The organism is Pelagicoccus mobilis (genome assembly GCF_016595505.1).
GTDB classification, from domain to species: domain Bacteria; phylum Verrucomicrobiota; class Verrucomicrobiia; order Opitutales; family Opitutaceae; genus Pelagicoccus; species Pelagicoccus mobilis.
The window spans coordinates 12,052-26,646 of the sequence record NZ_JAENIL010000051.1 but is presented as its reverse complement, the minus strand read 5'-3'; the positions used below and the strand labels follow the sequence as shown (position 1 = coordinate 26,646).

General features: G+C 56.0%; 7 protein-coding genes. 2 read left to right on the top strand and 5 right to left on the bottom strand.

What is annotated here, in order from left to right; genetic code table 11:
- Positions 1 to 99: 99 nt before the first annotated feature.
- From JIN87_RS22020 to JIN87_RS22005, 4 genes are all read right to left on the bottom strand, one after another.
- Positions 100 to 2,835: a valine--tRNA ligase gene (locus tag JIN87_RS22020; RefSeq protein WP_200357790.1), complete on the bottom strand. Its 2,736-nt coding sequence runs from the start codon at positions 2,833 to 2,835 to the stop codon at positions 100 to 102.
- 135 nt (positions 2,836 to 2,970) lie between these two features.
- Complete coding sequence (locus tag JIN87_RS28855) at positions 2,971 to 6,066, bottom strand: ATP-binding protein (protein ID WP_200357789.1); 3,096 nt, start codon at positions 6,064 to 6,066, stop codon at positions 2,971 to 2,973.
- A gap of 3 nt (positions 6,067 to 6,069) precedes the next feature.
- Complete coding sequence (locus JIN87_RS22010; RefSeq protein ID WP_200357788.1) at positions 6,070 to 6,591, bottom strand: YfiR family protein; 522 nt, start codon at positions 6,589 to 6,591, stop codon at positions 6,070 to 6,072.
- Position 6,592: 1 nt separating this feature from the next.
- Positions 6,593 to 8,860 carry a TonB-dependent receptor plug domain-containing protein gene (locus JIN87_RS22005; RefSeq protein WP_200357787.1) on the bottom strand — a complete coding sequence of 756 codons (2,268 nt, stop codon included), beginning with the start codon at positions 8,858 to 8,860 and terminating at the stop codon, positions 6,593 to 6,595.
- Between the two features lie 321 nt (positions 8,861 to 9,181).
- Here JIN87_RS22005 and JIN87_RS22000 point away from each other — a divergent pair, with 321 nt between their 5' ends.
- Positions 9,182 to 10,060 carry a hydroxypyruvate isomerase family protein gene (locus JIN87_RS22000; RefSeq protein ID WP_200357786.1) on the top strand — a complete coding sequence of 293 codons (879 nt, stop codon included), beginning with the start codon at positions 9,182 to 9,184 and terminating at the stop codon, positions 10,058 to 10,060.
- A gap of 85 nt (positions 10,061 to 10,145) precedes the next feature.
- On the opposite strand, the gene JIN87_RS21995 is transcribed toward JIN87_RS22000, so the two are convergent.
- The gene (locus JIN87_RS21995) at positions 10,146 to 11,075 is read right to left on the bottom strand and encodes a sugar phosphate isomerase/epimerase family protein (RefSeq protein ID WP_200357785.1); all 930 of its coding nucleotides are present in this window, start codon (positions 11,073 to 11,075) and stop codon (positions 10,146 to 10,148) included.
- A 155-nt stretch (positions 11,076 to 11,230) separates the two neighbouring features.
- Between JIN87_RS21995 and JIN87_RS21990 the strand changes: the two genes are divergently transcribed.
- Positions 11,231 to 14,584, top strand: coding sequence for a PVC-type heme-binding CxxCH protein (locus tag JIN87_RS21990; protein WP_200357784.1), 3,354 nt, complete (start codon positions 11,231 to 11,233; stop codon positions 14,582 to 14,584).
- The last annotated feature ends 11 nt before the right edge of the window (positions 14,585 to 14,595 follow it).

The following is a 14,595-nucleotide window of genomic DNA, read 5'->3' as shown; positions in this document are numbered from 1 at the left end:
CGAGTCAGCAAACTCTCACCCCAACAAAAAGAGCGGGTCATCAGACCCGCCCTCAAATTATCTTCGTGAATCTTCGTGCCCTTCGTGGGCAAAAAACGCTTACAGACTCTCCAGCAACCTCGCGATTTCGTCGCGCTTAGCCTGCGTTTCAGCCAATTGCTTGCGAGCGCCTTCGACGACGTTGGCCGGAGCCTTGTCGACGAACTTCGGGTTCTTGAGTTTCCCTTCGCCAGCAGCGACTTGCTTGTTGAGCTTCTCGAGTTCCTTGCTGAGACGCTCCTTTTCGGCTTCCACGTCGATCGCGCTTGAGAGATCGAGGTAAACCGTACCGAGAGCACCTACTGAACCAGGGCATCCGTCAACGCTATCCTTGAGTTCGATCGTCGCCGCACCCGCGAGCTTCTTGATCGTATCCAAGTTCTCGGACACGACAGTCGCACTTGCGTCATCTGCAGCCGTTACGAAGAGCGTAACGTCACGCTTCGAAGCGACATTGTACTCGGCCTTAACTGCACGGGCCTTGGAAATGAGTTCCTTAACTTGCTCGACGTTCGCCGCAGCGGCTGCGTCGACCTTGATGCCAGCTTCAGCGAGCTTAGCTGAAAGCTCGTCTGCTGTAGCCAGCTGAGTGTCTTGGATGTAAGCGCCTTCTTCGCAGTATCCCATTGCATGCCACAGCTCTTCGGTGATGTGCGGCATGATTGGGTTAAGGAGCTGAAGGGCTTGGCGTATGACGAGGTCGGATACGGCGAGGGCCATATCGTGACGCGGGTCGTCCTTCTTCTGCAGAAGCGCCTTGGACGCTTCAACATACCAGTCACAGAAGTCACCCCAAACGAAGTTGTAGAGCGAGTGCGTGAGTTGGTGCAGCTCGAACTTGGCAAACTGGCCTTCGATCTCCCGCATGGTTTCGATCATGCGGTTGAGGATCCAGTTACTGTATCCATCGAGCGGCGACGCCTTGAGGCGGTCGATTATGGAATCGAGCGATGCGTTGGAATCAACCGCACCGTTCATCTGGCGGAAGCGGCAAGCGTTCCAGAGCTTGTTGCAGAAGTTACGTCCGATCTCGATACGCTCTTCGGAGAAGAGAATGTCAGAACCGCTTGGAGCGATGTTGATGATACCGAAACGCAGACCATCTGCGCCGAACTTCTCGATCAAGTCGAGCGGATCGGGCGAGTTGCCAAGTGTCTTTGACATCTTGCGGCCCTTGCTGTCGCGGATGAGACCGTGGATGAAGATATCCTTGAACGGGATGCGAGCTGCGATCTCGTCGTCGGTGAGCGCCTCCTTCTTGTCTTCTCCGTAGAGTTCGAGGCCAGCCATGATCATGCGGGCCACCCAGAAGAAGATGATGTCGAAGCCTGTAACCAACGTGCTGGTTGGGTAGAAGTGAGCGAGCTCCTTGAGTGTCTTCTCGTCGGTGTTCGGCCAACCGAAGGTCGCGAACGGCCAGAGGTAGGAAGAGGCCCAAGTGTCGAGAGCGTCGTCGTCCTGCTCCCAATTTTCAGGATCGGATGGACCGTCGACGGATACGTGCCAGTTGGCCGGATCGGTGCGGTCTCCGCCCTTCTTGTACCAAACCGGGATACGTTGGCCCCACCAGAGCTGGCGGCTGATGCACCAGTCTTGGATGTTGTTGAGCCAATGCAGGTAAACCTTTTCCCAACGCTTCGGGTGGAACTTGATGATGCCCTTTTCGACCGCGGCCTTGGCTTCCTCGACCTTCGGGTACTTAAGGTACCATTGCTCGGAGAGGCGCGGTTCGATGGGTACGTCTGCACGCTCTGAGAAGCCGACGTTGTTTTCGTAATCCTCGACATCGACGAGGGCACCGATCTCTTCGAGCTTCTTGGCAGCGGCCTTACGAGCGGCGAAACGCTCCATGCCTGCGAACTCCTCACCGGCGGCTTCGCTGAGCGTGCCGTCGGGATTCATGACGTCGATGAGCGGCAGGTCGTGACGCTTACCGATGTCGAAGTCGACTTGGTCGTGGGCCGGCGTGACCTTGAGGGCACCGGTTCCGAAATCCTTTTCAACCGCATGGTCCGCAACGATCGGAATCTCTTCGCGTGGGAAGGGACGCCAAACATGCTTGCCGACAAGATCTTTGTAACGCTCGTCGTCCGGGTGAACTGCAACCGCGGTGTCACCCATGATGGTTTCTGGGCGCGTGGTGGAGATTTCGAGGTAGCGGCCTGGCTCCTCGACGATCTCGTAGCGCATCTTCCAGAACTTGCCCTTCTGGGGCTTCATGATGACTTCCTCGTTGGAAAGCGCGGTCTGGGAGCTTGGGCACCAGTTAACCAGTCGCTTGCCGCGGTAGATGTAGCCGCGCTCGTAGAGTTTTACGAAGGCCGCGCGAACGCTGCGCTCGTAGCTCTCGTCCATGGTGAAAGTCGTACGACGCCAGTCGCAGGACGCACCGAGCTTACGAAGCTGGTTGAGAATCTTGCCCCCATGGTCGTCGGACCACTGCCAGGCGCGCTCGAGGAATTTCTCGCGGCCGATCTCACGGCGGGAAGTGCCTTCATTGCGGAGGGCTTGCTCTACCTTGGTCTGGGTGGCGATGGACGCGTGGTCAGTGCCGGGAAACCAGAGGGTACTCTTACCTTCGAGGCGAGCGCGGCGGATGAAGATGTCCTGCAGGGTGTTGTCCAACACGTGGCCCATGTGGAGGATGCCAGTGACGTTGGGCGGAGGGATCATGATGGAGTAGGACTCCTTGCCTTCCTGCACCTCGCCTTCGAAGCAGCCGTTTTCCTCCCAAGCGGCGTACCACTTGGGCTCAACTTCCTTCGGGTCGTAACCTTGATTGATTTCCTGTGCCATGAGCTTTTCGCGTGTTTTCGAAAAAAAGGGCCTAGCGATAAGCGTCCCCCAGAGGGAGAGCAAGCCCCTTCGACCGCTTTTATGCGACTACGCGGCTGCTTGGAAAATGCAGAAACGCGCGAAACGACCGCGTGGCTAAACCACAGCTTTAGAAGCGGCCTCCATCGTATCCTGGATCGAGTTATCCAACTGGCCCAGAAGAGCCTCGGCCGCAGTGGCATCTCCTCCGATACAGGCTTCCTCGATTCGCTTGGCAATCAGCTCCAATTGCCTCGCTCCATAGTTCGAAGCAGCTCCCTTAATCGAATGGGAATGCAAACGTAGATTCTTGAGGTCGATCTCAGGAGAGACCACCGCCTTGATGCGCTCGCGCTCTTCGGTCAGCGATTCGATAAAAACCGCTATCAAAGGCTCGAGCTGCACCTGGCTATCTCCAATGATCGACTTGAGGCGCGTGAGATCGAACAGCTTCTCGTTTTCGTCCTCGATCGCCTCCATGGAGTTCATGCTCAAAGTAACATCGGGCGAAACCCCTCCGACCCATTTCTGGAGAATCTGCATGAGCTCCGCGGGACGAATCGGCTTGGCGATGTAATCATTCATCCCAGCACGAATGCACTTATCCCGGTCCCCTTCCATAGCGTTCGCAGTCAGCGCGATGATTGGCGTCTGCTGATTCCGATTTCCCGGAGCACTTTCGCGAATCAAACGGGTCGCTTCGTAACCATCCATCTCAGGCATCATGCAGTCCATGAAGATGAGATCGTAAACATCAGCCTTCGCCGCCTCCACTGCGGCAATCCCATCTTCCTGCATTTTCGCATTCACCCCTAACTTGCCGAGAAGCTTGGAAGTCACGATCCGATTGGTCATGTTGTCATCGACCACCAAAACCTTCGCATGCGAGAAATCGAACTTGCTCACGCTCTCCTTTGGCAGGGCAGGAGTCTTGGGAACATCCGATCTGAACACATTTAGAATCGCTTCCGGGGACGCAGGTAAAGCGGTGTATTGAATTCCTAGCGACTCGCAATTTGCCCCGATATCCGGACTGTCGCAATGCGTGTGCAGCATCGACAAATGGCTCTTCGGAAAACGCAAACGCAGGGTATCCAATTTTTCAGGATCGATATGCTCCGCTTCGAAGAAAACGACATCAGCAACAGAGTCACCGCCCGAGTCATCCAAGACTTTTTCCGCCGCGACCTGAGAGAACTCAGCTCCGAAAAATTCGACGACACGTCCGATCTCTTCCACAGCCTTGCTCGGAGCAGCGTAGACCCGAACCTTCAAGCCCGACAAATCTTGATCGTCCCGACCAAGCCGCACTTCCAGGGGCGATTCCGATCTCGGCAAATCCAACTCGAACGAAAAGCGAGTCCCTACGCCGAGCTTGGAAGAAACGTTTAGCTTGCCACCCATCAAATGAATCAGTCGTTCCGAAATGGCGAGCCCAAGACCAGTGCCGCCAAAACGTCGCGTCGTCGAAGCGTCGGCTTGGGAAAAGGACTGAAAGAGCGTTGGAACCACCTCCGGCGCAATTCCGATACCACTGTCCTCGACCACCACGGACAACCTCTGACTTCCGTCCTCCAAGGGCTCAGCAGTCACGCGAACAGAAACCAAACCGCGTTCCGTGAACTTGATAGCATTGGAAAGCAGATTGGAGATCACCTGCCTCAAGCGGTGCGGATCCGACACCAGACAATCACGCAAGCCAATCGGATACGACACATGGAACTCCAACCCCTTGCCTTGCGCATTACCTGCGAACAGCGACGTCACCTGCTGCAACAAGTCCACCGGGTTAAAAGGAATCTCTTCAATCGCCAGCTTCCCCGCCTCTATCTTGGACAAATCAAGAATGTCGTTAATCAAAACAAGCAGCGATTCGGAGCTCTTAACCAACGTATCCAAATACTCACGCTGCGTTCCATCGAGATTCGTATCTGCCAACAAGTGCGTCATCCCAACAACGCCATTCATTGGCGTCCGGATCTCGTGACTCATGTTTGCCAGAAACTCACTCTTCAAGCGCTCAGCACGGATCGCCTTCTCCGCCATCTCATTAGCGCGTGAAGTCTGCAAACGCAGGTTCTCATTCAATCCTTCCGCCTTTTCACGGGCTTGCTGAGCCTCGGCCACCCCGGCCCGCACTTGCTGCTTGAGAGTGCGGTTGTAGTTAGTGATCGAATCATGGGCCACCCTCAAGTTCTTGCTCAACAAATAGCCCAACACCAACGCCGCAACCGCAGACGCAGCAACCAAAAACACAACCCACGAGCGTTGGCTCACGTAGGAGTTCTTCTCAGCCAAAGCCTCAGCTTTGAAATGCGTAGAAAAGGTAAGCGAGACTTCACGCAGGACTTCACTCAAAGGCAACAGCGACTGCTCAACCTCCAAAGTGCGCCCACCCCCCTCTAACTCGTCTCGCCTGTTCAGTATTCCCAAGAACGAAAGGCGACGGGCATCGGCCAACTCCTTGTTAAAGCTCTGCTCGATCGACTCGAAATGGGTGTGGGCATCCAAGAGAAGATCGGGGATACGATCCAGTGCAGCCTCGTCATAGAGCAACCCTCGCAATTGAGAAACGATAGCAAGATAATTTCCCGTGTTGGCGATTTGGATACTCGCTGCTTCGAATAATTCGGTCGTAGGTTCCTCCTCAATCGTACGCAACGCTTGATTCATGGATGAAGCGAGTCGATCAATGGCGCTCTGCACGTAGGACAGGTCCTGCGAGTAAACAGTCGGAACCCCTTCCTGCTTGGCCAGCAAAACGCGAAACTCCACCAGACGCCCCAACTCATCCGAAGACGGAAGAGCCCAGGTATGTCGCAGCGCTTTCGAAGCTTCCGTCCACTTCTGTAATCCGAACGTCGAAACTTCGTTTTCACGGAAAAAGCGGTCACCCACCGCCGCAGCTTCGCGAGCCTTCGGCAATTCGATTTCAGCCGTAAATCGCTCCGTCCCGGCAAATTCGAATATCGCTTCGTCTATCGCTTCGATCAAATCTAGCGTCTCGATCTTCCGCAAAGTCTCCGTCACTCGCTTGTCCATCTGATTGACCTGCATGTAGGCCAACAAAAAGAGAGGGATCAGCAAAATGGTCGCCGTAGTCGCTAGCTTCCTTCCAATCGAGGAGCCATCGGTCAGTAGCTGATGCCTCTTCTCCACGTCCTCGTGAGATTCCGCATCTGTGTGTGAACTGTTCTCGCGCTTTCGTTCCACCTTCTATTCTCCAGTCAATTGGGCGACTTGCAATATTTCAGGCTCCCAACGCAGCCCTTCCCGCCTCGAAGCGGATCGATTCAACAAAATTCCTGGCATGCCTTCATCATCGTAAATGACGAGCGAAACCCCTAAACGCCCAAAATCCGGATTGGTCGAAGCGCTGATCGCTCCCCTTTTCTCGGAGTAGGCTAAAACCCGCGGCAAATTCGCCCGGTTCGATACGACCACCACATCAACTCGCCCCTCGGGCAATCTGTCCCCAACGCTCACGCCACCCAAAACCCGTGCCCCTACCGAATGCCCGACATGAGTTTCCAACTCCTTCGCAAGAGCTTCATTCCCCAAAACATGGATACGTATATCCTCAGCACCAGCCCGACTCGAATCCAACGCCACGAGCCGCACCAGAATCGCAGCCGAAAGCGAAGGTGGCAAACTGCCCTCACTCCCGCTCAGACGAGCCACCCCTTCTGCCCAGCAGAAAAGCCAAAGAAGCAAGCTAGCTGCGACCCCGCGTTTCATACTATAGATCCAAAGCCACCCTCACCGTGTAGCGCTGCGTGTTAAGCTGGGGTATAAGCGAATTTTGAAATCCATCCGCATCGATCGAAAAATCGTCTCCAGAAGTCGCGCTTTCAACTCCTGGCACGAGATAATCCTCAGCGAAGAGATTCTCTACCTTGAACGACACACTGTATTTATCCTGGCGATACAGTACATTCAAACCAACGACAGCGTGTGCTTCAGCCTTCCGATTCGTAAGTCGCGCGGAGTTTGAGTCCGCACGCAAAGGGTTCTCTGAAAACAAGTCCCTCTCGCTCAACCATCGGGCCGACAGATTCGCGTTCCATCGCTCCCGAATCGGTACGTTCAAATTGAAATTGACCTTGTGCGGAGCGACATCCCCTTGCTTCCCATGCTGCAACACCCACGCCCCAAGCTGCGTGTCAAACTGCTGATCCCCCATCGAGCGCGTATAGGTATAAAACAGCTCACCCGTTAGGTTCGAAGAACCAGGTATCGGATTTGGGAGCCGAAAGGAGTTCTTGTATTCAAAACCTCTGACTTCACGATCTCCAACATTCTGGCCAGTGGCGATCGCATCCGAAAACTCCGATTGGTAAATCGAGAAATCGTGCTGAAACCGCTCTCCTTGGCGTACAAAGATAATCTCAGTCGTCTGCACCTTCTCAGGCAAAAGCGAATCGTTGCTAATCCTTCCAGTGTACGCTCCATACAGATCCTTAGGAGACGGTTCCTGAAACGCTTCCCCATAGACAAGTTTCACCGAAGTCGCCGCGTCGAGGTGATAGATCAAAGCGCCCCGAGGATTAAATTCATCCCCGTATTCAGAATTGTCATCCCAGCGGATCGAACCATTGAATCGAAAATTGCCGAAATCATAGATCGCCTGAGCAAAGAGCCCCACATCCTCGGTATCCGAATTGTTGGAATCCAAATTGAAACTGTCTCCCAATTTCTCCGATAACAGCAGCGGTGACTCGGACGAAATATCCCCCGCTTCCTGCACGCTCGATTCACCCACGGACACTCCCAACCCATCCCAATAATTCGAAAGTATGTAAGCTCGATTCAGTCGCTTCTCCTCATATTTCCAACCACCACTCAGCTGTAGATCTTCACTTTTCTGGTAAGTGTAGCGTTGCTCTAGACGCCAAGCCTTATTGAAGGAGTTCCAACTTGAGATACTAACGAAATCCCCAAAAGACTCCGCCCAATCCTCTCCACCAGCTCGACTCTCCCGATACACAAGTTCCGAGTCGACGCTCAATTTTTCGTCGAAAAACGCGTCCTCTCTTTCCAAATACATCTGAAGAGAAGAGTGCGACCAGATGCTATTGGGCTGACCATCCGCAAACGAGTAGTACGGCCCATATCCCTCATCCGTCTCCCACGCGAACAGTCCCAAAGAAGTACGCCCCAATCTCACTTCCGCCGTAACGCCCCAGTTGTCCGTACGATCCGAATACTCGCCCAACGGATTCCCCTGCACAAGTTCATCGGACTCCACCACTCCATCGAGATCCAGATCACCCGCTGGGCTCAAACGTCCCGTCACCGGATCGACCCCCAAACCGATTCCCGCTCCCCAGCGCTCCGGGTCGGCTAGCAAATCAGGGTTCGTATAGCCCCACTCGGAGTAGTCCTCGATCCCCGGCTCATCCGAGTCGTAAACAGTGAATCCCACGTCCAATGAAAATTCGCCCCAACGCCCGCCAAACGCAGCATCCACACTCTTGGTGTCAAAATTCCCCAACGCTCCGCTCGCTTCCAAATAGTGTTCTCCCGACTCCAATTTCGAAGCGTCCCGCGTAATCACGTTGATCACTCCCAAAAACGCGTTCGGCCCATACACCGCGCCCGCCGGACCGTGCAAAACCTCGACCCGCTCGATCGCCGTGATCGGGTACTGCCGAGATATCTGCGCCGTGTGATTCCAGAGATTGTTGTCCGGCTTACCATTTACCAACAACAAGGTACGTTGCGTCCAAGGAGTCCGATACCCCCGCTGATAAGCCACCGTCTCCACCGTGCCCGCGGTTCGGATAACATCGAAGCCGGGCAAGCCAAAGAGCATATCGTCCAAGCTGTCATAGCCGCGTCGCTTAAAATCCTCCCTCGTCAACACCACCATAGAGGCCGGACTATCCCTCAACGCCTCCTTTACTCCAGATGCTGTATCAGAATTTTGGTGAAGCTCCGAACGCTGCTTGAGCAACTCCTCAAGCGTCATGTCTGTCAGTTCAGCTGCCCAAGAAATTGGATACAAAAATAGGATTGCGCACCAAAAGGGCGCACAACGCGTGAGCGGCGTGCGTAACAAACCACGCGCAACTCGAAAAGATCTGTCTGTCTTGGGCATTTAAGCGTTGGGCCTAGGCAACTTATACAATCGGATTCCAACGCCGCAAAGTGAATGAATCGTCACCTAACGGAGCAATAGCCTAGCGCACATTTACAAAAGATTCATACAAGCCCCCCCCCTCCCGCCACATAAAAGCACGACTTCCCACCACAAATTAGCATTGGCGCTGAGCAGACAAAACATACCTTTCCAATACTAACCTTGTTCTAACACCTCATCCCTTAAATGAATACCCCGATATCCCGCCGATCCGCCTTGAAAAAAGCCGCCACAGGAGCCGCCACCATCGCCACTACCGGAGCCATCGCCGCTCACCACAAAGACTCCGAGCCCTACTCCTTCAAACGCAACATCCACCACTCCGCCTGCCGCTGGTGCTACCGCAAGGTGGAGCTCGACGATCTTTGCCGCCAAGGGAAGAAAGTCGGCCTCGAAGCCCTCGACCTCGTGAGCTTCGACGATCTGCCAACCCTCAAGAAACACGGCCTCGAGGGCTCTCTGCTTTCCGGCGTTCCCGGCGGAATCGCCAGGGGCTTAAACCGATTCGAGAACCACGACAAGATCGTCGACTTCTTCCAGGAAGCCGCCCCTCGAGCTGCCAAAGAAGGCGTGAAACGTATCATCGTCTTCTCCGGAAACCGAGACGGCATGGACGATGAAACAGGCTTGGACAACTGCAAGGTCGGCCTCGAACGCATTGTGCCGATCGCCGAAAAGCACGGCATCCAAATCATAATGGAGCTGCTCAACTCCAAGCGAAACCACCCCGACTATATGTGCGACCACACCAGCTGGGGCGTCGAGCTCGTCAAAGCTGTCGGATCAGAAAGCTTCAAACTGCTCTACGACATCTACCACATGCAGATCATGGATGGAGACGTCATCGACACCATCAAAGAATTCCATCCCTATTTTGGGCACTACCACACAGGAGGCGTTCCCGGCCGTCACGAAATCGACGAAACACAAGAGCTCTACTACCCCGCCATCATGAAGGCAATCGTGGATACAGGATTCGACGGCTACGTCGCCCAAGAATTCATCCCAGCCTGGGACGATCCCATCAAAGCCCTCGCCCACGGCATCCGCACCTGCGACGTATAGATACTTCACCCGTAGCGCGGTGCTTCAGCCCGCGCCTCAGGAGAGTAAGAATATAACGCGGGCCGAAGCGCCGCGCTACAGTTCCCTACGCCCGCCCGCCAAGCTTCTGCAGGAGCTTCTTGGTCATCAGGATCCCGGTCGGCTCGTCCAGAGACTTGCCCTCCCACTCGATCCCGATGTATCCGCGGTACCCTGACCGTTTGACGATATCCATCAAACGCAGATAATCCATATCGCGCTCAAACCCTTCAGGATTGAACGCATGCGTCTTGGCGCTCACCCCTTTCGCGAACGGCATGATCTGCTCAGTCCCAAGGTAACGATCATACTCCTCGCCCGTCTCGCGATTGATCTTAAAATTGCCAAAATCCGGCAGCGTTCCGCAGCGAGGGTGGTCCACCAGACGCATCACCGCAGCCAGCCAAGCTCCATTGCTCGAAAGTCCACCGTGGTTCTCCACGATCACGTTCAGCCCATACGTATCCGCAATCTCTGACAAGCGACGCAAGCCATCCGCCGCCAACTTCAGCTGCACGTCAAACTGCCCCTCCGAAGCCGCATTCACGCGGATCGCGCCACAGCCGAGCGCGGCCGCCATCTCGAGCCAACGGAGATGGTTCTCGATCGCCTGAGTCCGCTTCGCGTCATCCGGATCTCCCAAACGACCTTCCCGGTCGCACATGATCAGCACGTTGTCCACTCCCTCACCACTGGAAACACGGGCCAGCTCGTCGATCATCTTCGCCGAGTAGTCCTTCATGTAGAACTGGTTAACGTACTCGATCGCATTGATGCCAAATTCGTTATTCGCGATCTCCGCGAAGCGCATCTTGTCCTTCTCCCCGCTCCAAAAAGCCTTGTTGATCGACCACTGAGCCAGCGAGATATCAAACCACTTCCCATCCAGATCAGACTTCTTCTGCTTCTTCTCATCAGAAAAACCAGAGCGAGTAAGGAAGGATGCGGCGGCGAGCCCGAGGGCTCCTTTCATAAAATTACGACGAGATTCCATCATTTTTGGGGTCTATGCGTTTGGGTTAGTAACTTGGGGATCGACTCGGCAGCCAATAGATAGCTTGGATCCTTGGCAACCAACAACAGGGTTGCCAATACATAAGAGCCTGGTCACCCCAAAAACGCTTCATCACCCCAGTATATTTCCCGACGAACATGAAAATCGCAGTCGCAAGCCTGTGCCTAACGGCCTCCCTCGCTTCCCTCTCTCACGCAGCCAAAATGCGTCTGGACCCAAATGTCGACCGACTCCCCGAACCGGTCCTCTCCGAAGCGACTTCAGAAACGCAACTAGCCGTCCAGCAACTCAAGCTTCCCGCCGGCATCGAAGCCACGCTCTGGGCCGCCGAGCCCATGCTCGCAAATCCCGTCGCCTTCGCTTTCGACGAGCAAGGTCGCGCCTACGTCTCCGAAACCCATCGCTACGGATCCAGCGTGCTCGATATCCGTGGCTACATGGCCATGATGGAAGAGGACATGTCATGGCGAACCATCGAGGACCGAGCCCAAGGCATTAAAGAACTCTTCGGCGAACAAGCCGCCGACTTCGAAATCGAGGGAGAAGTCGTGCGCCTCCTCGAAGACCGAAACAACGACGGCACCGCCGACTTCACCGCAGTCTACGCAGATGGCTTCAACTCCGCCCTCGACGGCGTCGCCTCAGGCGTCCTCGCCCGCAAGGGAGAAGTCTGGTTCACCAACATTCCCAGCCTCTGGAAATTCGAAGGGGTCGACCAGCAAGGCGCCGCCAAATCGCGCAACGAACTCCTCCGCGGATTCGGCGTCCACTTCGGCTACACCGGTCACGACTTCCATGGCCTCGCCATCGGCCCCGACGGCAAACTCTACTTCAGCATCGGCGACCGCGGAGCGAGTGTCCCCACCCAAGAAGGCGAACGCATCGATTACCCCGACACCGGAGCCGTATTCCGTTCAAACCTCGACGGAAGCGAACTTGAAGTCGTCCACACCGGTCTCCGCAATCCACAGGAGCTCGCCTTCGACGAGCTCGGAAACCTCTTCACCGGCGACAACGATTGCGACAACGGCGACTTCGAACGCCTCGTCCAGATCGCCGAAGGCGGCGACTCCGGCTGGCGCATCGGGCACCAGCAAGCCCCGCTCGGCAACGCCGGCGTCTGGATGTCCGAAGGCTGGTGGAAAACCGAGTTCGAAGGCCGCGCCAAATTCGCCCTGCCTCCCATCTCCTACATCGACGACGGCCCCAGCGGCATCGCCTACTACCCTGGCACCGGACTCAGTCCTGAATACCAAGGCCACCTTTTCATCACCCACTTCAAAGGCAGCATCGCTTCCAGCGGCATCACCACCTACACCCTCAAGCAAAAAGGGGCCGGCTTCGAACTCGGCGAGAAAAAGGACTTCCTTGGCGGCATTCTCCCCACAGACGTCGCCTTCGCCCCCGACGGAAAATTCTACGTTCTCGACTGGGTAAACGGTTGGCCAAAGTCCAACAAAGGCCGCATCTACGCCCTCTCTCACGAGGAGACCCAACAAAGTCAGCTGGTTAAAGAAACCCAGTCGTTGATCGCCCAAGGCATGGAAAATCGGTCCGATAGCGAACTCGGCAACCTGCTCGGCCACCCGAACTGGAACGTCCGACTCGAAGCCCAGCTCGAGCTCGCTGCACGCGGAGCCAGCAGTATCGAAACCTTCACTACAATCGCTCAGGACCAAACTGCAGAGCTCTACCCACGCCTCCACGCAACCTGGGGCTTGGGTATTATAGCCGGGGGCGACTCTGCAAAAGCCTCGCAGGCCATCCTCAAACTCCTCCAATCCTCCAACAGCGAAGTGAGAGCCCAAGCCACAAAAATCGCTGGCGACCACAAACTCTCCGGCAGCTACGAGCCCGTCCTTGCAAACCTCACTCACTCCAACGCCCGCGTCCGCTACTTCGCCGCCCAAAGCCTCGGCAAACTAGCCAATCCTGCCGCAGCCACCGCTCTCCTCGAAGCAGCTCGCGAAAACGATAGCCAAGACGCCTACCTCGAGCACGCCATCGTCATGGGACTCGCCGGATCCCAAAACACCGCAGTTCTAGAAAAAGCCATCACCGACGATTCCAAAGCGGTTCGATTCGCCACTCTCCTCGCGTATCGAAAACTTGGCGACGCAACCATCGCTCGCTTCCTCAAAGATTCCGACAAGGAAATCGTGTTCGAAGCTGCACGAGCGATCAACGACGCGCCCATCGAAGCCGCCTACCCAGCCCTCGCTGAAGCAATCGACAGCCCATTCGCAGACGATCCCATCCTCGCCTTCCGCGCTATCAACGCACACTTCCGCCTCGGAGAAAAAGCAAACGCCGAAGCCCTCGCCAAGTTCGCCACCACAGAAAACGCCCCCGAAGCCAACCGCCTCGAAGCCCTCAAGCAAATCGCCACCTGGGCAAATCCGCTGCAACGCGATCGCCTCATCGGCACTTACCGCCCCCTCCCGAACCGCGACGCTCAAGTCGCCGGAGACGCCCTCGTAAGCGTATCCAAAAAAGCGCTCGCCACAAAGAATGGTAACGTACTCGCGGAATACCTCTCCGCTCTCAATTCGCTTTCCGTCTCCGATCTTGCCGACGAACTCTACGCCCTCGCCACCGACGAATCCCAACACGGCCCTGCCCGAGTCGCCGCGTTCGAGTCACTCGTTCGAAACCACGACCACCGCATCGACAAACTCCTGCTCGTCGCCAGCAAGTCCAGCTCCTCCGAGCTCCGCCTCGCAACCCTTCCCGTCGTCACAGAACGCAATCCAGACCAAGCCCTGGTCACCCTCGACCTCATGACCAAAGGCTCGGTCGAAGAGCAACGCGTCGCCTACACCACCCTGGCCAATTCGAAACAAACCTTCGCCAGCCGACTCCTCGTCGATAGCCTTAACCGCCTCATCGCAGGCAAGGTTCCCTACGCAGCCCAACTCGAGCTGCTGGAAGCCACCGAAAACCACCCCGACGACGCCATCCAAAGAGCATTCCAATCCTATCAAGCCGCCATCGCTGCCGATCCGGATCCCATCGCCGCCCATCGCTACGCGCTCGAGGGAGGCTCCAGCGATCCGGGAGGTCGACGCGCCTTCTTCGACAACAAGGCCATGGCATGCGTCCGCTGCCACATCGTCTACGGGCCAGGAGATGCCGCAGGCCCCAATCTCGCAGATCTCGCCTTCCGCCTCGATCGACGCGAGATGCTCGAGTCGATCGTCGCTCCCAACGCTGCCATCGCCGAAGGATTCAACAACGTCATCCTCACCCTCAAGGACAACACCAGCCTAGCGGGCATCGTTGCGTCGGAGACCGATACAGACCTCACCCTCAAACTCGTCACCGGCGAAACGAAATCCGTATCCAAATCCCAGATAGCCAATCAGACCGCCATGCCATCGAGCATGCCAAACATCTTTGGCACCCTTCTCTCCCGCCACGAAATCCGCGATCTCGTAGAATTCCTGTCCCGCCAAACCTGGCAGCCAACCGACCGAGCCAAGCACGAATAACCAGCCCAGCC